The organism is Microbacterium sp., assembly GCF_047602155.1.
GTDB lineage: Bacteria > Actinomycetota > Actinomycetes > Actinomycetales > Microbacteriaceae > Microbacterium.
The window spans coordinates 1907796-1930951 of sequence record NZ_JASGHZ010000001.1; the positions used below are offsets into that span (position 1 = coordinate 1907796).

At 67.4% G+C, this 23156-nt stretch carries 17 protein-coding genes; 9 read left to right on the plus strand and 8 right to left on the minus strand.

Going from position 1 to position 23156, the window contains the following annotated elements; translation table 11 throughout:
- Both QM720_RS08605 and QM720_RS08610 read left to right on the plus strand, forming a co-directional pair.
- The gene (locus tag QM720_RS08605) at positions 1 to 1179 is read left to right on the plus strand and encodes a glycosyltransferase (RefSeq protein WP_415125700.1); all 1179 of its coding nucleotides are present in this window, start codon (positions 1 to 3) and stop codon (positions 1177 to 1179) included.
- A complete protein-coding gene (locus QM720_RS08610; protein WP_415125701.1) occupies positions 1131 to 3425 on the plus strand; it encodes a hypothetical protein in 2295 nt (764 codons plus the stop codon). Before QM720_RS08605 ends, QM720_RS08610 begins: the two co-directional genes overlap by 49 nt.
- Positions 3426 to 3447: 22 nt before the next feature.
- On the opposite strand, the gene QM720_RS08615 is transcribed toward QM720_RS08610, so the two are convergent.
- The 4 genes from QM720_RS08615 to QM720_RS08630 form a co-directional block, all read right to left on the minus strand.
- Positions 3448 to 4587, minus strand: a complete 1140-nt coding sequence (locus QM720_RS08615; RefSeq protein ID WP_415127860.1) for a glycosyltransferase — start codon at positions 4585 to 4587, stop codon at positions 3448 to 3450.
- Between the two features lie 181 nt (positions 4588 to 4768).
- The gene (locus QM720_RS08620; protein ID WP_415125702.1) at positions 4769 to 6175 is read right to left on the minus strand and encodes a sugar nucleotide-binding protein; all 1407 of its coding nucleotides are present in this window, start codon (positions 6173 to 6175) and stop codon (positions 4769 to 4771) included.
- A complete protein-coding gene (gene rfbB, locus QM720_RS08625; RefSeq protein WP_415125703.1) occupies positions 6175 to 7173 on the minus strand; it encodes a dTDP-glucose 4,6-dehydratase in 999 nt (332 codons plus the stop codon). The genes QM720_RS08620 and rfbB overlap by 1 nt, the downstream gene beginning before the upstream one ends.
- Before the next feature lie 34 nt (positions 7174 to 7207).
- Positions 7208 to 8644 carry a hypothetical protein gene (locus QM720_RS08630; protein ID WP_415125704.1) on the minus strand — a complete coding sequence of 479 codons (1437 nt, stop codon included), beginning with the start codon at positions 8642 to 8644 and terminating at the stop codon, positions 7208 to 7210.
- A 16-nt stretch (positions 8645 to 8660) separates the two neighbouring features.
- On the opposite strand from QM720_RS08630, the gene rfbA reads away from it, so the two are divergent.
- The 6 genes from rfbA (at position 8661) to QM720_RS08660 (ending at position 16744) form a co-directional block, all read left to right on the plus strand.
- Positions 8661 to 9533 (plus strand): glucose-1-phosphate thymidylyltransferase RfbA, encoded by an 873-nt coding sequence (gene rfbA / locus QM720_RS08635; protein ID WP_415125705.1) that lies wholly within the window; start codon positions 8661 to 8663, stop codon positions 9531 to 9533.
- 65 nt (positions 9534 to 9598) lie between these two features.
- Entirely contained in the window at positions 9599 to 11521 is a 1923-nt protein-coding gene (locus QM720_RS08640; protein WP_415125706.1) for a rhamnan synthesis F family protein, read from the plus strand.
- Positions 11518 to 13428 (plus strand): rhamnan synthesis F family protein, encoded by a 1911-nt coding sequence (locus tag QM720_RS08645; protein WP_415125707.1) that lies wholly within the window; start codon positions 11518 to 11520, stop codon positions 13426 to 13428. Before QM720_RS08640 ends, QM720_RS08645 begins: the two co-directional genes overlap by 4 nt.
- 63 nt (positions 13429 to 13491) lie before the next feature.
- The gene (locus QM720_RS08650; protein WP_415127862.1) at positions 13492 to 14460 is read left to right on the plus strand and encodes a glycosyltransferase; all 969 of its coding nucleotides are present in this window, start codon (positions 13492 to 13494) and stop codon (positions 14458 to 14460) included.
- Between the two features lie 144 nt (positions 14461 to 14604).
- Positions 14605 to 15522, plus strand: a complete 918-nt coding sequence (locus tag QM720_RS08655; protein WP_415125708.1) for an ABC transporter permease — start codon at positions 14605 to 14607, stop codon at positions 15520 to 15522.
- A 1-nt stretch (position 15523) separates the two neighbouring features.
- Entirely contained in the window at positions 15524 to 16744 is a 1221-nt protein-coding gene (locus tag QM720_RS08660) for an ABC transporter ATP-binding protein (protein ID WP_415125709.1), read from the plus strand.
- 10 nt (positions 16745 to 16754) lie between these two features.
- Here the strand turns inward: QM720_RS08660 and QM720_RS08665 are convergent, their stop codons facing one another.
- From QM720_RS08665 to QM720_RS08680, 4 genes are all read right to left on the minus strand, one after another.
- A complete protein-coding gene (locus QM720_RS08665; protein ID WP_415125710.1) occupies positions 16755 to 18173 on the minus strand; it encodes an ArnT family glycosyltransferase in 1419 nt (472 codons plus the stop codon).
- Positions 18174 to 18214: 41 nt separating this feature from the next.
- Complete coding sequence (locus QM720_RS08670; RefSeq protein WP_415127864.1) at positions 18215 to 19303, minus strand: glycosyltransferase; 1089 nt, start codon at positions 19301 to 19303, stop codon at positions 18215 to 18217.
- Complete coding sequence (locus QM720_RS08675; RefSeq protein ID WP_415125711.1) at positions 19300 to 20319, minus strand: hypothetical protein; 1020 nt, start codon at positions 20317 to 20319, stop codon at positions 19300 to 19302. Before QM720_RS08675 ends, QM720_RS08670 begins: the two co-directional genes overlap by 4 nt.
- Before the next feature lie 275 nt (positions 20320 to 20594).
- Positions 20595 to 21617 (minus strand): glycosyltransferase, encoded by a 1023-nt coding sequence (locus tag QM720_RS08680; protein WP_415125712.1) that lies wholly within the window; start codon positions 21615 to 21617, stop codon positions 20595 to 20597.
- A 127-nt stretch (positions 21618 to 21744) separates the two neighbouring features.
- On the opposite strand from QM720_RS08680, the gene QM720_RS08685 reads away from it, so the two are divergent.
- A complete protein-coding gene (locus tag QM720_RS08685; protein ID WP_415125713.1) occupies positions 21745 to 23091 on the plus strand; it encodes a hypothetical protein in 1347 nt (448 codons plus the stop codon).
- The last annotated feature ends 65 nt before the right edge of the window (positions 23092 to 23156 follow it).

Below are 23156 nucleotides of genomic sequence, written 5' to 3' on the forward strand. Positions count from 1 at the left end.
GTGCCGGCGACGCTGCGGGTCGTGCTCGACCAGGTGGTCGCGCAGACCGACGCCGACCTCGCGACGGCGTCGCGCGAACTGACCCGGGCGCTCGTCGCGACGGCGCCCGCCGGGTGCGAGGTCGCGGCGATCGTGCCGGCCGTCGCGGATGCCGCGGGCCTCGTCGAGAGCGCCGCGCCGGGGCTCGCCGACCTGACGCGCACGTCGCTGGCGCGGCGTGAACTGGCCGCCGCGTGGCAGCTGGGCGTCGTCTCGGGCGTGGGCGGCGGCATGATCCACTCGCCGACGCTGCTCGCGCCCCTCGTCAAGCACGACCGGGTGCACGACCACGACCAGACGGTCGTGACGCTGTGGGATCTCACGGCGTGGGAGCACCCCGCCGAGCTCGGCCGCACGGCGGTCGCGTGGCAGCGGGCGATGCTCAAGCGCGCGGTGCGCTATGCGGATGCCGTCGTCGTCCCGACGCACGGTTTCGCGGAGCGTCTGACCGGCCTCACGAGCGCGACCGCGGCGCTGGGCGACCGGATCCGCGTGATCGCGGGCGCCGCGCCGGCGGGGTTCGCCGTGCCGACGGACGAGGTCGGTCGGCGCCGGGCGCTCGGCGTGCCGGACGGCTTCCTTCTCGTCGCCGGTTCCTCGGCAGGGTCGGCGCGGCTGGTCGACGCGTTCGCGGCGATCGCCCGGGCGGGTGCGGATCTGCCGGTCGTCGTGCTCGATGCGCCGGACGGTGACGAGCCGGCTGTCGTGGAGCTCGCCGCCGCGGCGGGTCTCGGTGAGGGGCGCGTACACGTGCGCGGCGCGCTGGAGGATGCGGATCGTGCGGCGGTCTTCGGCGGCGCGGTGGCCTTCCTCGCCCCCGCGACCCGGACGGCATTCCCGTGGCGGGTCGTCGAGGCCCTCGCTGTCGGCGTGCCGGTGATCGCCGCCGACACGACCTCGCACCGCGACGTCGTCATCGACGGCGGCCTGCTCGTGGGCGGAACGGATGCCGACGCGAGCCGCCCGGCCGCCGAGCGCGGTGCGGGTGAGTCCGCGGATGCGCTCGCCGGCGCGCTCGCCGACGTCCTGGCCTCGACGGCGGCCGTGGAGCGCTACGCCGTGCTCGCCGGCGACCGAGGCCGGGCGTTCTCGTGGCTGAGCTCGGCGGAGCGGGTCTGGCAGCTCCACGCCGACCTGTGAGGCAACCTGAATGCGACCGGGAAACGGCGTGTCTTCACAGTGATTTTGACGTCTCGCTGGTAACGGGAGGCAACTTCAGTAACAATGGACACATGCGTACCCGACGCCATTCCCCCCGGCGCCCCCGTGTCCTCGCAGCGGCCATCGCCGTCTGCGCCGTTCTGTTCGCCGGTCTGAGCGCCCCCGCGGCGACCGCCGCGCCCGTGGATGCGGCGGTCGACTCCGGCATCGTCAAGGCCGCCGCCGTCGTGGGGTTCGACCCCGAGAACATCATCAACGACTCGTTGTTCTACGACTCGCTGGCGATGACGTCGGCCGAGATCCAGGCCTTCCTCGACGCGAAGATCGGCACGTGCACGAACGGCAAGTGCCTCAACGTGTTGCGGGTCGACGGCGTCACGAAAGATGCCTACTACTCGCAGACGACAGGAAACCTCGTGTGCTCCGCAATCGCCGGCGGGAACATGCTGATCTCGGAATGGATCTATCGCGTTCAGGTCGCATGCGGCATCTCGGCCAAAGTGATTCTGGTGACCCTTCAGAAAGAGCAGGGGCTCACGACGAGCAAGGCGCCGAGTGACTGGAACCTGCTGGCCGCGATGGGCCACGACTGTCCCGACACGGGCAGCTGCGATTCCACCGTCGCCGGACCGGTGCTGCAGATCTACAAGGGCACCGAGCAGCTCAAGAAGTACAAGGCGACCGCCTTCGGCAAGCAGCCCGGTCGCAACTGGATCGGCTACAACCCCTCGACCAGCTGCGGCGGCACGTACCTCAACATCCAGAACTATGCGACCGCCGCCCTGTACAACTACACCCCGTACCAGCCGAATGCGGCCGCGCTCGCGGCGGGGTTCTCTCTGGGAGATAGTTGCTCCAGCTACGGCAATCGCAACTTTTACAGCTACTACACGGCCTGGTTCGGCTCTACCCAGTACTCGGACTCTGCGAGCTCGCCCTTCGGTTACCTCGACGCGGTCGAGGCCGCGCCAGGCGTTTTCCACGTCACGGGTTGGGCGATCGACCCCGACACGGCGGCGCCGATCGCGGTCCATCTCTACGTCGGAACGACGGGCACCGCTGTGACGGCCAGCAGTGCGCGCGCCGATGTCGGTACGGCCTATCCCACATACGGCGCCGCGCACGGCTTCGACGCCACAATCGCGGCGACCGGCGCCGGGGACGCGACCGTGTGCGCGTACGGGATCAACACCGGTGCCGGCTCGAATCGCCTGTTGGGGTGCAAGACGCTCACCGCGATGAGTGGGTCGCCCGTCGGCAACCTGGACAGCTTCGCATACGTCAAGGGCGGCGTTTCGATCACTGGCTGGCTGATTGATCCCGATACCACGGCGTCGGGTCACGTGCATGTCTACGTTGACGGCGTCGGGCGGATCATCGACGCCTACAATGCTCGACCCGACGTCGCCGTCCAGTATCCCGTCTATGGTGCGGCGCATGGTTTCTCCGCTACGATCCCCGTGTCGGCAGGCGAGCACACCGTCTGCGTGTACGGCATCAACGTCGGCGCAGGATCGAACGTCACGTTCCGCTGTGTCAGAACCCTCTTCCCCGGCGACGGGAACGCCCAGACGGCGCCCCGGGGATCGCTGGATGACGTCTCGGTAAACGGGCAGCAGGTCACGCTCAAGGGGTGGGCGCTCGACCCCGACACCACCGGTTCGACGCAAGTCCACGTCTACGTCGGCTCACGGGGGACCTCGACGACCGCAGATCAGCTGCGAACGGACATCGCGAGCGCCTATCCTGCGTACGGCGGAGCGCACGGCTACACCGCGACGGTGACCGTACCCGCGGGAACGTCATCGGTGTGCGTATACGCGATCGACAGCAATGGAGGGACGAACACGACCCTCGGGTGCCGGACCGTATCCGCGAAGATGTCGCCGCTCGAGATGGGGCGCGCGCCGGTCGGCAGCCTCGATGTCGCAACGACGTCCTCGGGGCAGATCTCGGGGAAGATCCAGGTGAAGGGCTGGGCGATCGACCCGGACGTCGCGCAGTCCATCGCCGTCCACCTCTACGTCGATGGCAACGGCGTGTCTCTGACGGCTGACGAGTCCCGACCGGACGTGGCCGCGGCGTACCCGGGGTATGGTTCGCTGCACGGATTCTCGGCGACGGTCGTCGCGACGTCAGGTCAACACACGGTCTGCGCGTACGGGATCAACACCGTACCCGGCGCCAATACGCTCCTCGGGTGCGGGGTCGTCACGGTGCCGTGATGACGCTGATCGTGCGGTGGTGTCACAGTTCGCCGGGGACGGTGAGCTCGTCATCGAGATCGGAGACGATCCGCTCCAGGTTCGGAGCGAGCTCCTTGCGCGGCGCGTACACGATCAGCGAGTGGAACACGAACCGTGCGAAGAACGCGACGATGAGAGTCAGCGCGGTGGCGAACACGCTCGACATATGCCAGTTCTCTACCATGAGCGCCATCACCGGGATCCGGATCACTGCTTCCGTGTTGTTGAACGCGAAAGACTTCGCGAATCGCACCCAAGCCCCGCTGGCCTGATCGCGCATCTCGCGGAAGACGAAGTGCTCGATCAGAAGGAAGTTCGCGATGATTGTGACTTCCGCGGCGATGATCGCGGCCCAGATGTAGTCCAGTCCGAGCGCGCTCAACGCCCAGACGATGCCGATGTTGGCGATGGCCCCCAATGCGCCGATCAGAGCGAATGCCGACATCTTTCCGAAGCGGAGCGCAGCGAGCTGGCTGAGGAAGTTGATGCCCTGCCGCAGCGACGCCTTCGAGGCGCCCGCGTATCTCTCCGCGAAATGGAAGGGCACTTCGGCGACCCGCAGCGATTGCCTCGCGAGGATTTCGAGGAGGATCTTGAATCCGCGCGGTTGCAAGGTCTCGAGCGCTATCGCTCGCCGGTCGACCAGAAAAAAGCCGGTCATCGGATCCGAACACGCCCGCAGCCGGATGGGGAACATCGCCTTGGTCACGAGGGTCGATGCCCGCGAGACGAGCGTGCGGATCGCGCCGGACAGACCGTGCGCGGTACCCTCGCCCGTGTAGCGGGACGCAACGACGACGTCGGCCCCGCCCTCCTGGAAGCGGCGGAACAGTACGGGGACGTCCTCGGGTGGATGCTGCAGATCGCCGTCCATGACGAGGCACACATCCGCGGATGCGCTGCGAAACCCCTCCAGGACGGCGCCACCGAGCCCGCCGGACGGTTTTTCGCGATGGATGAGCCGCACGGGCATCTTCGATACCGCCGCCACTCGACGGATAACCTCGGGCGTGTCATCCGTGGAGTCGTCCACGAAGATCACCTCGGCGTCGATGCCGGCTGTCGCGCCGGAGAGGCGCCTGACCAGTTCCTCGACGTTCATCGATTCGTTGAACGTGGGGACGACGACCGTTAAGTCCATGCGGGGTGCTCCTGACCTGTCTCTCGGGCACACCAGAACGTCGGTCGCGTTCGCCGCCCAGCAAAGTCTACGAGAAGAAGCTGTGCAGACCCGGGGTGGTGCCGGCGGTGCGGTTGCGGATCGTGTTGCCGGGGGTGACGAATAAGGATGCCGCCGAGCCCCGTTCACAGTGCGGCGGTGGTCATCCCAGGTAGCGCGCCAGTGCCTCGTCCGCCGTACGCGTGAGGCCGCCCGTATCGACGAGCCTTCCGAGGTCGAGGACGCTACCCCGCGGCCGCGGCGCGATCGGGCCGGATGCCGACGCGAAGTACTCGTCCGTCGACACCCCCGTCACGCGCGCCGGATCGTGGCCGGTCAGCGCGAACACGCGCCGGGCGATGTCGGCCCACGATTGCGGATCGCCGGAGCCGGTGAGGTTGTACGTCCCGTACGCCGCGCCGGATTCGAGCAGGTGACGGATGCCGCGGGCGATGTCGTCGGTGAAGGTCAGACGCCCGACCTGGTCGTCGACCACCTTCGGGTCGATGCCGCGTTCAGCGAGCGAGGCCATGGTGCGCACGAAGTTGTTGCCGTCGCCGATGACCCACGAGGTGCGCACGATGTAGTGGCGCGCTGTCGTGGCGACCACGGCATCCCCCGCGGCCTTCGTCTGGCCGTAGACGCCCAGCGGGCAGACCGGGTCGTCCTCGCGGTACGGGCGGTCGAGCGAGCCGTCGAAGACGTAGTCGCTGGACACGTGCACGAGCGTGATGCCGTTCTCCGTCGCGACGCGCGCCAGCGCGGCGACCCCGGTGACGTTGGCCGCCCACGCGTCGCGGCGTCCGTCGGCGGTCTCGGCGAGGTCGACCTTCGTGTAGGCGGCGGCGTTGATGATCGTGCCGTAGTCGCGCCAGCGGCGCGCCGCGGTCAGGTCGGGCGACGCGAGGTCCAGGTCGTCGCGGGTCGCGTACTCGACGTGCGGGGCATCGCCGTAAGAGGCGCGCAGCGCGCGGCCGAGCTGCCCATTCGCGCCGACCACGAGGATCTTGCGCGGCGGGATCGGCACGACGCCGGCCAGACGCGGGTGGGCGAGATCCTTCGGAGAGATCTCCACGTCGGACAGCGGGATCGGCCAGTCGATCGCGGCGGTCTCGTCCGCGAGGTTCAGGAACGAGTACTCCGCCGTCGGCGACCAGTGGTCGTTGACGAGGTACGTGTACGCCGTGTCGGGCTCCAGCGTCTGGTACGAGTTGCCGACGCCGCGCGGCACGAAGATCGCCTTCGACGGGTCGAGCTCGGTCGTGTAGACGGCGCCGAACGATGGCCCCTCGCGCAGGTCTACCCAGGCGCCGAAGATGCGGCCGGTCGCGACGGAGACCCATTTGTCCCACGGTTCGGCATGGATGCCGCGGGTCGTGCCGACGGCATCGTTGAACGAGATGTTGTTCTGCACCGGCCCGAAGTCGGGCAGGCCCAGCGCGGTCATCTTCTCGCGCTGCCAGTTCTCCTTGAACCAGCCGCGGGCGTCGCCGTGCACGGGCAGGTCGAACACGACGAGCCCCGGGATCGTCGTCTCGTGCGCGGCGAGGGGCTTGCTGTACTCGGTCACTACTGTCCCTTGCTGGCGTAGAACGCCTCGACGCCGTCTTTCGCGGGCGCCCACCAGTTTTCGTTGGCACGGTACCAGTCGATCGTGGCGGCAAGGCCCGCCTCGAAGTCGCGGTACTGCGGCTGCCAGCCGAGCTCGGTGCGCAGCTTGGTGGAGTCGATCGCGTAGCGCAGGTCGTGCCCGGCGCGATCGGTGACGTGGTCGTAGGCGTCGGCATCCTGTCCCATGAGGGTCAGGATCAGCTCGACGACGGTCTTGTTGTCCTTCTCGCCGTCGGCGCCGATGAGGTAGGTCTCGCCGATGCGGCCCTTCTCCAGGATCGTCAGCACGGCGGAGGAGTGGTCGTCGGCGTGGATCCAGTCGCGGACGTTCTCGCCCGCGCCGTAGAGCTTGGGACGGATGCCGCGGATCACGTTCGTGATCTGGCGCGGGATGAACTTCTCGACGTGCTGGTACGGCCCGTAGTTGTTCGAGCAGTTGCTGATCGTCGCCTGCACCCCGAATGAGCGCACCCACGCGCGCACGAGCAGGTCGCTGCCCGCCTTGGTCGACGAGTACGGCGACGACGGGTTGTACGGGGTGTTCTCGGTGAACCGCTCCGGGTCGTCGAGCTCCAGGTCGCCGTAGACCTCGTCGGTGGAGATGTGGTGCAGCCGCGTGCCGTGCCGGCGCGCGGCTTCGAGCAGCGTGTAGGTGCCGATGATGTTGGTGTCCAGGAAGGGCCGCGGGTCGTTGAGCGAGTTGTCGTTGTGCGACTCGGCGGCGTAGTGGATGACGGCATCCGTGCCGGCGAAGAGCGTGTCGACGATCTCGGGGTCGGCGATGTCGCCCTGGACGAACGTGAAGCGGTCGGCCGGCAGTCCCTCGAGCGAGGCCAGGTTGCCCGCGTAGGTGAGACTGTCGAGCACCGTGACGTGGTCGTCGGTGTGCTCGATGACGTGGTGCACGAAGTTCGAGCCGATGAAGCCGGCGCCGCCGGTGACGAGCAGTTTGCGCATTCGTCCAGGATACCGAGGCGGAAAGGTCCGGCGGTCAGCGGGTCACGCTGTCACAGGGCAGTCCCACTATCCAGCCCGCGGGGGCGATCATCACCTGCACCACCGCCGATCCGTCCGTGCCGCAGGTTTCCGCCGCGGTGCGTACGGCATCGCGCCAGGTCGGACCCTGCGCGCGTGCGCCGCCGTTGGACACGGTGAATGACGCCAGCAGCGTGCAGACGGCGATCACGAGCACGCCCACAGCCTGAGGGGACGGCCCACGGCGTTCGCGACGTGGGCGGTCCCCACCGATCGCGAGCCCCACCAATGCGAAGAGGAGCATCGTCGGAACGACGGCGTAACGCAGTTGCGCGATGCCTGCGGCAAGTTGCGATGCGTCCATGTGCGAATAGTTCCAGGAGTCGGCGTAGTTGACGGCGAACCCGGCGACCCACAGCGTCCCCGACGCGATGACGATCAACGCTACGAGTGCCGCTCGCCGGTGCGAGCGCCACGCGAACCACACGCCGCACACGATGAACGGCACCGCGGCGGCGTAGGCGATCGGCCAGCCGGAGTGCGCGACGAGGCCGGATGCCCCCTGGCCCGTCCCGGCGAGGCCGGTGAGAGGCACCTGCAGGAAATAGCCGTCGATCGTCGAGGAGATCGAGGGCCGGCTCCCGCGATCGCGACTGCCCCCGAGGAGTGCGAGAGCCTGGATCACGCCCGCCGCGAGGACGCCGCCCACGATCGGCCAGCGTCGGCGGTCTCGAAGATGCCACAGCAGCAGCGGCGCAAACAGAAACGATTGGATCTCCGACGTCCCGATGACGAACATGAGGAAGGCGAGACCGACTGCACCAGACCACGTGCGCGCACGGGTGAGCAGGACGAACGGGGTCAGCCAGAGCAGGAACCAGTGCAGATTGGCCAGGTTCCCGAGAACCTCGAAGGTGAGGTCGGGGACGAGCACGGTGGTCGCTGCGAGGAAGAGGCGTCCCGCGAGGTTGAGGTTCCATCGAGAGGTGAACGCGAACACGCCTGCGGCCACGGCTCCCGTTACCGCGCATGCCGCCACGGTTGTCGCGATGCCTATCCAGGCGATCGGCACGAGAGCCCAGATCGTGACGCCGATCAACTGCGGTAACGCGTGCGTGTAGCCGTCGTAGGGTGTGAAGATCCAGGCGGTCAGTTGCTCGGGATGTGCGGCGCGGAACAGGAACAGTGCGCCGTCCTCGGCCCACACCGTCCCTCGGGCCGTGGGAGAGAGGCGGAAAAAGGCCGTTGCTGCCGCCGCGACGCCGATCAGGGCCGTCAGAAGCACGCCGGTGCTCCCTGACGCCAACCGGGACCATGGCCGATTTTCGGACACGACGGAACTCATGATGGGCCCTCTTCCGGGACGGTGCGGGCGGACGCGGCTCTGGAGACGAGCCCATCGATTGTCGCACGCGTCCGCGACCCGGGAAACTTGGACGGCGGCGGTGCGCAATGAAAGACTTGACATCATGCGCGGAATCATTCTCGCGGGAGGCACCGGCTCCCGACTCCACCCGATCACGCTCGGCGTCTCGAAGCAGCTCGTGCCGGTGTACGACAAGCCCATGATCTACTACCCGCTGGCGACGCTCATTCTCGCTGGCATCCGCGACATTCTCGTCATCACCACGCCAAAGGATGCCGATCAGTTCACGTCGTTGCTGGGCGATGGCTCCCGGTTCGGCGTGTCCCTGACCTACAAGGCCCAGCCCTCCCCGGATGGTCTCGCGCAGGCCTTCGTCCTGGGGGAGGAGCACATCGGCTCGGATACGGCCGCGCTCGTCCTCGGCGACAACATTTTCTACGGCCAGGGGATGGGGACGCGGCTGCGGCAGTACAACGACCTGACCGGAGGGGTCGTATTCGGGTATTGGGTTGATGACGCATCCGCCTACGGCGTCGTGGAGTTCGACGAGTCCGGTCGGGTGGTGTCTCTCGAGGAGAAGCCGGCGGTGCCGAAGAGCAACTATGCCGTGCCCGGCCTCTATTTCTACGACAATGACGTCGTCGAGATCGCGAAGGGGTTGAAGCCGTCTGCGCGTGGGGAACTGGAGATCACCGACGTCAACAAGGAATATCTCGCGCGTGGGGATCTGAGGGTCGAGCTGCTTCCGCGCGGCACGGCGTGGCTCGACACGGGCACTTTTGACTCGCTCAGCGAGGCCACAGACTTCATCCGTACGGTGGAGAAGCGGCAGGGGCTGTCCATCGGGTGTCCGGAAGAGGTGGCGTGGCGGATGGGCTTCCTCTCCGACGACGAGTTGCGGGCTCGCGCCGAGCCGCTCGTGAAGAGCGGATACGGGCAGTACCTCCTGAAGGCGCTTCAGCAGGGCGCGCGCTGACGTCGTCGGCGGCGGACGCTCGGTGAGCGTGTGCCGTGCGATGGTCACAGGAGCAATAGGGATATATGGCGGGCAGCGAAGAAGTTAGCGGCACCCACGACGAGACGGATTTCGCTGTGCAGCGCGTCGCCGTCTACGTCGTCACGCGTGGCGGTGATGACGTCCCGGAGCACGTCCGCATCGCCTTGGCGGCGCTACGTCCGTCCGTGCGGTCCCTCGCCGTTGTCACGACGTCGGGTGTCGGCGAGCGCACTCGTCGGGGACTTGGAGCGCTCGCCGACCACGTCTTCACTGCGACAAGCAGTGACTTCACGCCGGGTTGCTACGCGCAGGCGATCCGTGCCCTGCGTGCGGACATCGCCTCAGCCGACGAACTGCTGCTGACGGGGGACTGCTGGTTCGGTCCGGTTGCCGACATCGCCCCCGTTCTCGACCGGATGGGTCGAACGTCGGCGGGGGCATGGCAGATGGTCGAGAACCGCGACGGCGCTCCCCGCGACTTCACGGCGCAGGGGTTCCCGGCGCCCCGGCTGCCGTGGAGCTGGACGGTCGTGCGGCGGGAAGTGCTGGACTCGGCCGCGTGGCGCCAGTACTGGGCGGCAGATCAACCGGCCACGCCCGCCGGAGAGGTCGAGTTTGCCCGTCATCTGACGGAGGCCGGCCACCGTGTCGACTTCGCCTTCCGCAGCGCGGACTTCCCCTACGGGAACCCCGCGCTGTACTGCCCGGTCCGGTTGCTGGCGGCAGGATGCCCTGTGCTGAGCGTCCTCCCGTTCTCTCTTTACCCACCGTTCCTGCAGCAGCACGCCATCCTCGGTCGAGAGATCGTCGCTGCCGTGGAGAAGACCGGCTACCCGCCGTCGGCGATGTGGCCGCATCTGGCGCGCACGGTGCCGGCGAAGGCGCTCAACACCAACGCCGCGATGCTCGAGATCTTCCCCGAGCAGCACGAGGCCGTTGCGCCGTCCGGGCGCATCGCGGTGGTCGCGTACATCTCGGACGTCGCTCTGGCCGACGAACTGCTGGATTACGTCGAGAACGTGCCGGCCGGGTATGACCTCTTCGTCACGACCACCGACGGTGTGAAGGCGGCGCGACTGCGCTCGTCACTCGGATCCCGCGAGTCTTTGGGAGCACGTACGGTGGATATCCGGGTGACTCCCACCGGGGGTGGCGGCGACATGGGCGACTTCTTCGTCGGATGCCGCGACGTGATCGCCGGCGACCATTACGACCTCATCGTCAAGATCCATGTCCGCCGCAAACGGGCGAAGACGGCAAACGTGCGGCACTACTTCCGTCGCTACCAGTGGGACAACGTACTCGGGTCGCGCGCACACGTTGCCAACCTCCTGCAGCTGTTCGAACGGGAGCCGGGACTCGGCATCGTCTTCCCGCCGATGATCCACATCGGATATGCGACGATGGGGCGCGGCTGGGGTCCCTACCGCGGCGAGACGCTGCGGCTGGCCGAGAGGCTCGGCATCCGTGTCCCGTTCGACCTCATCTCGCCGCTCGCGCCTTTCGGCGCAACGTGGATCGCTCGCCCGGCGGCGCTGCGGCGCCTGGCCGCCGCGGGATGGACGTACGGGGACTATAAGAAGTCGAGGGCGCTCGCACGCATCCAGGAGAGAATCGTCGTTGCATCCGCTGCAGAGGACGGTTTCCACGCGCGCACGGTGCTCACGGCGGAGCACGCGGCGATCAGCCACACTGCGATCGAGTTCAAGGCCGATCAGCTCACTTCGACATCGACCGGTTACCCCGTTGACCAGATCACGTTGATGCACCGCCTCGGCCCGACCGGACGTGGTGGCCCCGTCGGGCTGTCTCGGATGTACCTGCGTGGCAACCACCCGCGTCTTTCGGCTGCGCTGCTGCCGGCGATGTCCCTGGCCGAGCGCGGCTACCTGCGTGTGCGCGGTCTGCGAGCCCGCGCCGCGGCACGTCGCGCGATTCGGGCGTTGCGGGAAGAGCGGCAAGCATGAAGACTACAGAACTCATCGTCACCAATCCGCGTTCGGCCGCCGGCTTCCCCGAGGGTGGACGACGGTTGCTCATCTACGTCGTCTACGACCGCCGCGGCGACGTCGAGGAGTACATTCCCTACGCGCTGACCAGCCTGCGCGCTCATTGCGAGCACATCCTCGTCGTCGTCAACGGGCAGCTCACCGACCAGGGGCGTGCCGCGCTGGACCCGGTCGCCGACGAAATCGTCGAGCGCGCCAACACCGGATATGACATCTGGGGATACAAGACGGGCCTGGACACCGCCGCCGCGCGGCTCGAAGAGTACGACGAGATCATCCTCGCCAACGACACCTGGTTCGGGCCGGTGCGTCCCTTCGGTCCCGTGTTCGAGCAGATGGACGCGCAGCCGCTGCACTTCTGGGGCATGACCGACCATCCGCGGGTCGAGCCGAACCCGTTCACGCGCACCGGATATCTGCCCTATCACCTGCAGTCGTACTGGCTTGCCGTGCGTCGGGAGCTCTTCCTGTCCGAGCAGTGGCAGGCGTACTGGCGAGACCTCCCCCCGCTGCCGGGATACGAGGACGCCGTGGCGCTGCACGAAGCCACCTTCACGGAGTGGCTTTCGTCGCTGGGCTTCGTCGGCGAGGTCGCGTTCCCCGGACTGACCGATCGCGTCGAGAATCACTCGGTGCTGTACGCCGAGAAGCTCATCGAGCAGGGCTGCCCGACGCTCAAGCGCAGAGCCTTCTTCCAGTGGCCGCCGTACCTCGACCACCTGGGCGTCATCGGGCGCTGGGCGCTGGATGCCGCCGAGCGGCATGGCTATCCGATGAGACTCGTCTACACCGACCTCGCGCGGAACGTGGAGCCGCACACGCTCAACGCGGACGCCGCGCTGCTTGAGGCGATCGGCGACACGGGGACCGGGTATCGCCCCGAGCAGCGGCTCCGCATCGTCGCGATCGCCCATATCTTCTACGACGAGATGACGACCGAGATCCTCGACCGCCTCGACTACCTCCCCGGCGCGTATGACCTCGTGGTGACCACGAGTAGCGAGGACAAGGCCGAGCGGATCCGCGGAGTGCTCGACGGGCGCGCGCTACGCGGAAGCGCCGAGGTGCGGGTCGTCGGGTCCAACGACGGGCGCGACCAGAGCGCCTTCCTGATCGAATGCCGAGACGTCCTTGTCGACGGCGGCTACGACCTCGTCGTCAAGGTCCACTCCAAGCGCACGCTCCAGGACGCGGCCAACGCGGGCGCCCATTTTCAGAGCCAACAGTTTGACAATCTGTTGCGCTCTCCCGACTATGTCGCAAGTGTCGTCGCTCTCTTCCAGCGTGAACCGTGGCTGGGCCTTGCATATCCGCCGATGGTGCATCTGGGGTACGGCACCGTCGGCCACGCGTGGTGGGCCAACCGCCCGGGCTTCGTCGAGATGGCCGAGCGTCTCGGCGTGCGCGTGCCCGTCGACGAGACCTCACCGCTCGCACCGTACGGTTCGATGTACGTCGCCCGACCCGAGGCGCTCACTCTGCTGACCTCGCACGAGTGGAAGTACGAAGATTTCGGCGGCGCGGAGGCTTATCAGGACGGCGGTCTCGCGCACGTGCTCGAACGCATGCCCTCCTACGTGGCCGGGGAGTCGGGCTACATCACGCGCACGATCGCGAACACGGACTACCTGGCCTCCAGCTACACCGCACTCGATTACGACCTCGACCAGTTCTCCAGCACGATGCCCGACACCACGATGCACCAGATCGAGTTTCTGCGCCGGCTCGGCCCTCTGGGGCGGGGCAGCCTGGAGGACTTCGCGCTGATCTTCTCTCGGTTGCGCCGACCGCAGTGGCAGCCGCGCATCCGAGGTCTGTTCGCGCGCGCGCGCGCCGTCAAGCGGCGACTGGCCCGGAAGCGCTGAGGGGTGACCGATCACGAGGCGGGCGGGATCCCGGGCGTGCCGTCGCCGCTGGTCTCCGTCATCGTGCCGGTCTACAACGCCGCCGGGTTCCTCGTCGCAACCGTCGAGTCGATCCTCAGTCAGACGTACCGGAACCTCGAGGTGGTGCTCGTCGATGACGGCTCCACCGATTCTTCCGCACAGATGTGCGACCGGCTCGCCGAGCGCGACGAACGGGTGCGAGTCGTGCACCAGCCCAACGCCGGGATCGGGGCCGCGCAGAACGCCGGACTCGACGTCGCATCGGGCGAACTGATCACGTTCTGCGACAATGACGATCTGATGCGCCCCACGCTCGTCGAACGTCTGGTCCACATCCTGGTCGACGCGGATGCCGACATGAGCTGCTGCCGCTGGCGGAACATCGGCGCCAGCACGGCGGCGACCGAACTGCGGCGGCACGCCGTTGATCCGATCGGGGACACCCTTGTCTTCGACGCACCGGCGCGCCACTATCAAGAGGTCTTCAGCCTCGCGCACCGGCGGCTTGCGCGCCGTGAACTGCAGTACTTCAGTGAGGCGAACTGGGGCAAGCTCTATCGCGCCGCCCTGTGGGAGGGCATCCGCTTCCCGGAGGGCGTGTTCGCGCAGGATGTCGCGGTCGCCATGGACCTCTACCTGAGAATGCGCACGGTGGCCTCTTGCTCGGACGTCCTGTACTACTGGATCCAGCACCCTCAGAGCGTGTCGCACGATGCGCGCCGCACCGCGTACTTCCATGACATCGTTGCGGCGCACTCGCACGCATTCGACCTCTCGCTCGCCGCGGGCATCACCCCCGCTCGTGCGTACGGTGGCATGATGACGCTCGACCTCGAACGGCGAAGCGTGGGTAACGTCGACGAGGCTGCGCTGTACCGGGCCGATGAGGACCATGTCGCCGCCCAGATGGCGCGGCTCAGCGCCGGCCAGCGCTGGCGGTGTCGGCTGCTCCACACGATCCGGCGGCTCGAGGTGAGGGTGTACCGGCTCACCGTGCATCGCAGACGCTGAGGGCCGCCGCACCCGCCGATCGTGCCCGGCTCCTGGCTCACCGACGGCTCACCACGCACGAGCGGATGCGTCGTGTCGGGCAGTTTCGCAGACCCGCACGATATGATCGACACTCCGTCTTGAGCGAAACACTGTGAGCAGCACGTGAACGAGAGCGCCGTCCTTCGATTCCATCGATTGGCCGACCAGCCCCTCCAGCCCGTCACCCCCACCCGTCTGGGCGTGGGCGGGTTCTTCCGCACCGTTGGCGACGTCTGGGATCATCGCCAGTTGCTCGGACTCCTCGTCCGCCGCGACGTCAAAGCGCGATACAAGGACAGCGTGCTCGGCATGCTGTGGACGCTCATCAACCCGCTCGTTCAGCTGGCGGTCTACTACCTCGTGATGGGGCAGGTTCTCGGCGCAGCCGGCAACATCTCGGGGTTCGCGGTGTACATCTTCTCTGGCCTCACCATCTACGGCCTTTTTTCCGAGACGCTCTCGGGAGCCACCGGGTCGATCGTCGCGAACTCCGGCCTCGTGAAGAAGGTCTACGTGCCCCGCGAGGTGTTCCCCCTCGCAGCGACCGGATCGGCGCTGTTCACCTTCGGGGTGCAACTGCTCGTCCTGTGCGTGGCGGCCTTTACGCTGGGCACACCGCCGCTGTCGTGGGATCTGCTGTACGTCGTCCCCTCCGTCGCGCTGATCCTGGTGTGGGCACTGGCACTCGGGCTGCTGCTGTCCGCGCTGAACGTCTACCTGCGCGATGTGCAGTACCTCACCCAGGTGCTGCTCATGCTCGCGATGTGGGCGTCGCCGATCGTCTACGCATGGACGATGGTGGGTAATCTCGTCGCGCGCGCGCATCTGCCCGCGTGGGTGCTCGAGGTGTATACCGCCAGCCCGCTCACCTTGTCGGTGCTCGGGTTCCACCGTGCCTTCTGGACCGCCGCGACGCCGGCCGATTTTCCGGAGCACCTGCTGCTGCGCATGAGCATCGCTTTCGTTATCGGCCTCATCCTCTTGATCCTCTGCCAGCGTGGGTTCGCCCGCCTGCAGGGCAATTTTGCACAGGAGCTGTGACATGACTGTGGCATCCACCGGCGATGCTCCCGAGATCATCGTCATCGAGGGCGTCTCCAAGACATTCGCGCTGCGCAGGGATAACTCGCTGAAGGAGCGCATCGTTACGCTCGGTCGTCGCGGGCGGCAGCACAAGGAGGAGTTCCAGTCGCTGCAAGACGTTTCCTTCTCGATCCCCGCCGGCGCGTCGATCGCTCTGATGGGCCCCAACGGTTCCGGCAAAAGCACGCTGCTCAAGGTCATCGGCGGGATCATCGAGCCGACGAACGGAGAAGTGCGCCGACGTGGCCGGCTCGCGGCGCTGCTGGAGCTCGGCGCCGGATTCCACCCGGATCTGTCCGGGCGTGACAACGTGTACCTCAATGCCGCGATTCTGGGGCTCACGCGAGAGCAGACCGACGAGCGGTTCGACAGCATCGTCGCGTTTTCGGAGATCGGCGACTTCATCGATACCCAGGTGAAGTTCTACTCGTCGGGAATGTACGTGCGACTCGCCTTTGCCGTCGCCGTGCACACCGATCCCGATATCCTGCTCGTCGACGAGGTACTTGCCGTCGGTGACGAGGCCTTTCAGCGCAAGTGCATGGACAAGATTCGCGAATTCCAGCGTGAGGGCCGCACGATCGTCCTGGTCTCCCACTCGGCCGCTCAGGTGATGGACATCTGCGATCAGGGTGTCGTCCTGCAGCACGGACGAGTGGCGTTCATCGGCCCGGCGGCCGAGGCCACAAAGATGCACCGCGAGATCATGGAAGGCAAGCGGCAGTCGCTGGTCAATGCCGCGGAGCCGGAGTCTCCGCAAGAGTATGCGGTGACGGGCGTGCGCGTTCTCAATTCGGTCGGCGAGCCCGTGCAGGACGTGAACCCGGGCGACGACATCCAGATCGAGATCACCGTCAACCACGCGGTTGCGCATCGCGACTGGCAGACGTCGTTCAGCATCGACACGCCCACGGGGCAGCAGGTCCTCGGTACCAGTGTCCGCAGGCTGACGGGCGACACGCATGGACCTGCCGCCGCCGGACCCGCCGTCGTGCTCTACTCGCTGCCCGATGTCACGTTCGGCGGCGGACAGTATTTCGTCAATGCACAGGTGATGGATGAAGAAGGCGTCGGCGCTGACATCCTCTGGCAGGGCGCCCGGTTCTACGTCCCGCTGAGCGAGGAGAGGACCGGCACGGTGTACGTCGATGCGAAGGTCGCCCCGCCGCGGCCCGGTTGATCGGCGGATCTCAGCGAGGGGTGGAGAAGGATCCGTCGCCGTAGACGACCGGTGACGGAGGCAACCAGATCTCGACCCCGTCTTCGACGACGAGTGTGTAGAGCCCTGCCTCGTCTTCGAGGGCGCTCGTCAATGCCTGGTCTGGGGGGAACCGCGGATCTGTGCCGATCACGATCGCGGAGAAGGGGCCGGCGCTCTCATCCTGGGTTCCGGCCGCGCCGAGGTACGGAAGGTACGCGTTCGGCGTGATCGCCAGCACGAGCACCGAGCCTGAGGCATCGTGTTCCCGCAGCACGTCCGGCACGACGGCGATGCCGGTGGGGCGGATCGCGCCGGTCTGCTCGGCGAGCCGGATCACGCCGACCGCGGTGAGCACGACGAGCGCGAATGCGCTCACGCCGCGCCATCCGATGCGGGGCGCGGGGCGCGTGCTCAGCAACCGTGCGAACCCGATGGCTGCGAGCATGACGAGGAAGGGCATGAACGCGTAGTAGTAGAACGCCAAAGCGACATGAGCGACCGCGAGGTAGAAGACGAGCAGTCCCGCAAGTGCGGACGCCAGGAACAGCACAAGAGGTTCGCGCAACCGGACGATCGCGGCACCGACGCCCACCGCGAGCACGACGACCATGGGCGTCCCCACGCCGAGCCACAGATACCACGCATGCGCCCACCACGGTGCGCTCTCGTACGCAGCTCCCGCGATCCACACGACGTGGCCGTTCGCGTTGTGCGCGCTTTGGAACTGGATGAGATACAGCAGGCCGGCGCGTCGGGGTCCCACGTAGACGGCCACCGCCGTCGCGGTCAGGCCTGCGGCGAACAAGCCGGCCCCCACGAGAGCCCTGCGCCCGCGGGCGAAGATCGCCAGCAGCACGGCGAATGCCGGGAGGATCGCAAGAGAAGACACCTTCGAGGTGATCGATAGCGACATCGCGATGCCGGAAGCGAGCGCCGCCCAATGACCGTTTTGGCGTCGCGCCCAGCGCCACGCGAGCCACATCGCCAGGATCGCGAAGAACATCATGACCGGTTCTAAGAGCGCGACCCGATCGATGCGGTATCCGTCGAGCTGCCGCGGGGAGAGCAGCCAGAGGCTGGCCGCCACCGTCGCGGCGGCAAGGCCTCGCTCGCGGCGGAGCCAGACGAACATGATCGCAGCGCCCGCGAAGACGAGCATGCCCACGAGCACCCGCGGCGCGACCACGCCCTGACCGCCGACGAGCTGCGCCAGGCCGAACAAGTACTTCGCCACCGGAGGATGCTCGAGGTTCGCCGTGAAATCGCCGTGCACATAGTCCCAGCCGGCGTTGACGTAGATGTATTCGTCACCGTTGATGTTGAGAGAGGACACTCCGTGGAAGCAGATGAAGATCGCGAGAATCGCGCCGGCGGCTGCCGCTGCCGCCGCGGCGGCGTTGTGCAGCATCCTGCCGCCTGTCCATCCGGCCAGAACGCGGCCCGGCGGCGTCATGCCCGCGGACGGGCGCGAAAACCGCGAAACGGACGGGTGAGGATGTCTGTGACGCTCGTGCGACGGTGCACCTCTTCGCGGAGGGCGCTCAGCTCCGCCTGCATCGCGGACAACTGCTCACCCAGCGATTCGATCTGCTGCGACAGCCCGTCGGACTGCTCGGCGAGGGAGCCGCGGGCAGATTCGATCCTGCCCGTCAGGCGATGGTCCAGCCACTTGCTCTCGTGGGCGACGTGCACGAACAGTGCCATGCCGTGGTCGTCGATGCCGCGTCGCACGAACGCGTCGCGGATCGCGTCGTCTGTCGCGGCGCGCGAGCGCTCCGCGGAGATGCTGTTGCTGTCGTCTCCGACAGACTCGGGGCGCAGACTCCAGAAGGCGAGGGGTGCTCCCTCCAGCAGTCCGATCGGATGTTTCGCGACGATCGCGAGGTAGAACGCCCAGTCGCCGAGGTACCTCAGCGATGAGTCGTAGGGGCCGAGTTCGTCGTGGAGCGAGCGACGGTAGAGCATCGAGATCGGCGGAATGCGGTTGGCGCGCAGCATGTCGATCAGGCTGATGCCGCTGAGTTCAGGAAGAAACGGATACGCGTCCGTTTGCGTGAGCTCGCCGGCCGCATTGGGACGCTCGATGACGATGGTTGTCCGCGAGCAGACCGCGGGCGTACCAGGGTTCGCGTCGAGGAAGTCGATCGTCCGGGCAAGGAACTCGGGATCCCAGTAGTCATCGTCGTCGTGGAGGGAGATGAACTCGCCGCGTACCGCCTCCAGACCGGAGTTCGCGGCCAACCACCGGCCGTGCTGCTGTCCCGCCCGTGAGACGAGGCGAACGCGCTCAGCGCGACCTTGCGGCAGCGCGGCGACGAACGCGGCGCCGTCATCCGCATCATCCGCGTCGTCGACGACGATGACTTCCACGTTGTCGAAGGTCTGCGCGAAGATGTCGTCGATTGCCCGCGCCAGCAGGTCCAGACGGTTGCGCGTTCGCACGATGATCGACACTCGGGGTGTTTTCGTGGGTCGAGAGGGCATGGTACCCGATTGTGCCAGCAATTCCCCGGTCGCGTCGATCGCGTGAGGCGTCATCTCTCGCGGGTGAGGTCTTCCCAGATCCGCGCGCGGGTTGCCGCGGAGTGCGAATTGCGCAACTGCGGGTCGTTTTCTCCGCCAAAGACATTGCTGTAGTTGAGGGCCACCTTCTGCGAGCCGGGCACGAAGGGCCAATGTTCGGCGACCGCGGTGAGCTGCCGCGTGCGGTACCCGTGCCGCACCGCCGCGCTGTGGATCCACACGTCGTCGGCCGCCGGGGCGGCATCGAGAAAACCCGGGCCGTCGTCGCGGATGGCCTGCTGCAGTGCGGCCGGCAGCAGCTGGCCCGACACCGACGTGGCGAAGATCGCATAGCTCGGGAGGGTCTCGGTGGTCACCGGCCACTCGATGTAGGGTGCAAAATCGTCCGGTCCGGACATCAGGATCGTCTTGGTCCGGTGCGCGAGCACCAGTTCGGGTTCCTGGGAGTGGGCGGCTCGCAGTGCAGCCAGCCAGTGCGCGGGGTAGAGGACATCGTCGTCGCTCGTCACGAGCGGACCCTCCAGCGCGGCGGTGGTCAGGTAGGGCCAGTATTTGGTGTGCACCCCCAAGCCCGGTTCGGTGTGCAGGATCTCGAGCCCGCGCCGCTGCAGCCGGCGCAGGCGCCAGGGCGTGCGGTCCAGCGGTGCGTCGAGCCACAGCATGATCCGACGTGGCAGCGCAGTGCCGTCGCCGATCGACTCCAGGGCGACCCAGGCGTCGCCCAGCCGCGGGCCGTAGCTGGTCATGGTCACGACCTCAGCGGCGCGGGCATCAACGATCGGCGCACGCGAGAACGCGTTGCGCAGCCAGAGGCGGCGCACGCGCCGCGCCGTCTCGGGCGTGGGACTGTCGATCGTACCGACCGAGTGTGGCAATCCACCGTAACGCGCGAGAGCCCGCCGCAGCGATGCGCGCGGGTGGCGCACGACAGAACCCACACGTCGCACGGCGGAACGACCCTGATGGATCAGGTTCACGGTGTGCAAGGTGTCGAGGGAGGGCGCATGTCGCCAGCAGTCTACCGTCGTCACGGCAGCGCCTCGTTGCCGTGACGAGGTGGGCACGGCCTGTAGATCGGAGCATCATGACCGACTCCACGATGCGCACCGGGTTCACGTACGCGCAGCGGCACGGCTCCGATCAGGCGGTCCAGACGGACAGCACAATCCGCTGAGTTCAGGAAGAAACGGATACGCGTCCGTTTGCATGGGCTCGCCGGCCGCAGGGGGACGCTCGATGATCGACACTCGGGGTGCTTCAGGGCGTGGGCCAGCTTCACCGCGACGTCGGTCGCGTCGCGACACGCTCAGTTGTTCCGTCGCGTGCGAATGTCGGCGATGGCGGCATCCACCAGCGTTTCGGCGCGCGCATCGAAGGAGTGCACGGCGCGCACGCGCCGTGCGAGGTCGCGCCGCTCGGTGAGGCTTGGCCAGGCCGCTTCTTCCGTCAGGAGCCGCCGCAGGCTCTCCGGACTGTCGTAGGTCTGCACGAGACCGCCGAAGATGCGATCGATACCATCGACGCGATCGGAGATCACACGCGCGCCGACGAAGGCAGCGTCGAACAGCCGGTTCGACAGGAATCCGTGTGCCCGCATGTCCTCCCAATGGTCGTTGAGCACGATGCGCGAGGCGCGGTACGCGCCCGGCACCGAGGCGAAGTCGAGATGATCAGCGCGGACGAAACGTTCGTCGATGAAGCGGTCCCAATCGTGGCCGTACACCGCCAGGTGCGCACCAACCCGGATCGCGTCGCGCACCACAGGGCGCACCACACCCCGCGATGTCCCCACGAACAGGACGTCCTCGGCAATGTCGGTCGGCTCGGGACGCAAGGAGAACCGGGATGCCGAGGAGGCCTGCAGGAGGGGCGTGGCACCGACCTCGGCTGAGCGATTCCAGCTCTCGCTGGCGACGAAGATGCGGTTCCAGCCGAGGGCGAGTTCTTCATCACCTACGGCGTCCGGATGGCTGATGATCCAGAGATAGTTGATCGCGCCAGCGGTTGGCTCGATGCGGTGCAGACCCCGCAGCACCAGGACGACGTCGTCCTGGTGCGAGTCCGGACGCTGTGGCGCGCCGAGGTGGTCGATCGACACGGATTGTCCCCGCGCACGCAGAGCAACGGCCAGGTCAGCGGCGAACGCCGTGTCGCCCCAGCGAAACGCAGAAGCATCGGCCGGTGAACTGATTTTGAGAGCCCAGTTGAGCGTCCCGCGGCGGATGCGTGAGCTTCGCGAGAGGCGGGCGCGAGAGCGTTCCGCTGCGCGTCGCACCCGGCGGACGGCGGCCGCTGCGAGGCGGCGCCCACCGCGATGTGCATCGCTCATGGAGACGATCATACGGTGCCCCGCGCGCGCACCTCGGGAAGGACGAACCGAGGGGTCGCCAGTGGGCAATGCGCATGTCGAGAGTCATGGTGGGTTCGTACTACGCTCTTCATTTGTGCGGATCCGAATGGCGCGCGTTGCACAGGCGATTTACCCTCGACCGCACCCGCCGACATTCACCGGCGTGCAGCGCCGGGCGCTGCTGGGGGTGCTGCTCGTTCTCGGCGCCGTGCTGTCGCTGGCGCGTACTCCGCGCTCACAGTGGAATGTCCTGTGGGCTGAGGACGGCACGATCTTCGCGAGCGGTGCCCTGAACGACTCCTGGGCGTCGCTGATTGCGCCCTATTCCGGATACTTCCACCTGGTGCCGCGAGTCGCGGCTTTCGCCGTGGCATGGGTGCCGCTGGAGGTGCTCCCGGTGGCGATCACCTTCGTGGCGGCCGTGATCACGGCCGCACTCGCCGTGCTCTGCTACATCATGCTCGAGTCGCGGATCGCGGCGGTGCCCCTGCGGCTCGCGGCGTGGCTGGTCTGCATCGTGCTGCCGACGATGGGTGGCGAGGTGCCGAACAACCTCGCGAATCTGCACTGGTATCTGCTCATCACCGCCGTCTGTGTGCTGCTGACGGCATCCACCTCCCGTCGCATCGCGATCGTGCAGGCCATTGCGATCTTCGCCGCGATCACCAGCGACGCGCTAGGGCTGCTCCTGATCCCCCTGTTCGTCGTGCGGTGGTGGTTGCTTCCGTCCGGCCGGGATCGCGGCGTCGTCGGCGCGGCCCTGGCCGCCGGAGTCGTCCAGGCGTGCGCCGTCGTGGGCGGGCTCCTCGGAGCATCGGACGCGCGTCAGATCGGTCAGACTCATCCGAGCATCATCGAGTTCGGCGAGACCTACTCGATCCGGGTCGCATTGACCGGGCTGACCGGCGTGTCCGGCTCGCAGCACGCCTGGTCTCTCCTCGGGCAGGCGGCGGGATGGTCGGCGTTGCTTGCCGTCGTCGCCCTGCTGGTCGCGGCCGCCCGCGTCGATAGGCTGCGCCGATGGGGGATCGTCCTCTTCTTCGCGGGGTCGCTGGCATCGGCCGTCGTGATCTACTACGTGCAGTGGTACGCCATTGCGGACGCGCCCACCGAAGCCGTGCTCGTGGGCATGCGATACGCGGTGGTGCCGGCGGCGCTGATGATGATCGCGGTGCTCATCGCCGTCGACGCATTCGTCGCCCGAGTGCCCGCCACCGTCAGCCGGAGGAACCTGGCCGGGGGCGTGCTCGCCCTTGTGCTCATCCCGATGCTCGTGGATCTGCGCGCCGCGACGCCGAGGCAGGACCACTGGCCGTGGCGCAGCGCGATCGCCCACGCGCGCGAATGGTGCGCCGACCAACCGAACGCAGACGCCGTAGCCAACCTCGGAGCCTCTCCGACCTGGTTCGGTGGAATGCTCGTGAACTGCGCGGTCCTGAAGACGCACGCGTGATCCACCGCATTCCCGTGTGCGCCCCGCAAAGACGCGGCGGCGGGGGAACCCGCAGCAGGAGACTG

Bases quoted from the DNA above. Each gene is read 5' to 3' on its own strand.
- rfbA (WP_415125705.1), top strand. From the start codon at position 8,661: ATGCGCGGAATCATTCTCGCGGGAGGCACCGGCTCCCGACTCCACCCG.
- QM720_RS08640 (WP_415125706.1), top strand. From the start codon at position 9,599: ATGGCGGGCAGCGAAGAAGTTAGCGGCACCCACGACGAGACGGATTTC.
- rfbB (WP_415125703.1), bottom strand. From the start codon at position 7,173: ATGCGCAAACTGCTCGTCACCGGCGGCGCCGGCTTCATCGGCTCGAAC.
- QM720_RS08680 (WP_415125712.1), bottom strand. From the start codon at position 21,617: ATGAGCGATGCACATCGCGGTGGGCGCCGCCTCGCAGCGGCCGCCGTC.
- QM720_RS08670 (WP_415127864.1), bottom strand. From the start codon at position 19,303: ATGACGCCTCACGCGATCGACGCGACCGGGGAATTGCTGGCACAATCG.
- QM720_RS08685 (WP_415125713.1), top strand. From the start codon at position 21,745: ATGGCGCGCGTTGCACAGGCGATTTACCCTCGACCGCACCCGCCGACA.
- QM720_RS08645 (WP_415125707.1), top strand. From the start codon at position 11,518: ATGAAGACTACAGAACTCATCGTCACCAATCCGCGTTCGGCCGCCGGC.
- QM720_RS08615 (WP_415127860.1), bottom strand. From the start codon at position 4,587: ATGGACTTAACGGTCGTCGTCCCCACGTTCAACGAATCGATGAACGTC.
- QM720_RS08665 (WP_415125710.1), bottom strand. From the start codon at position 18,173: ATGCTGCACAACGCCGCCGCGGCGGCAGCGGCAGCCGCCGGCGCGATT.
- QM720_RS08660 (WP_415125709.1), top strand. From the start codon at position 15,524: ATGACTGTGGCATCCACCGGCGATGCTCCCGAGATCATCGTCATCGAG.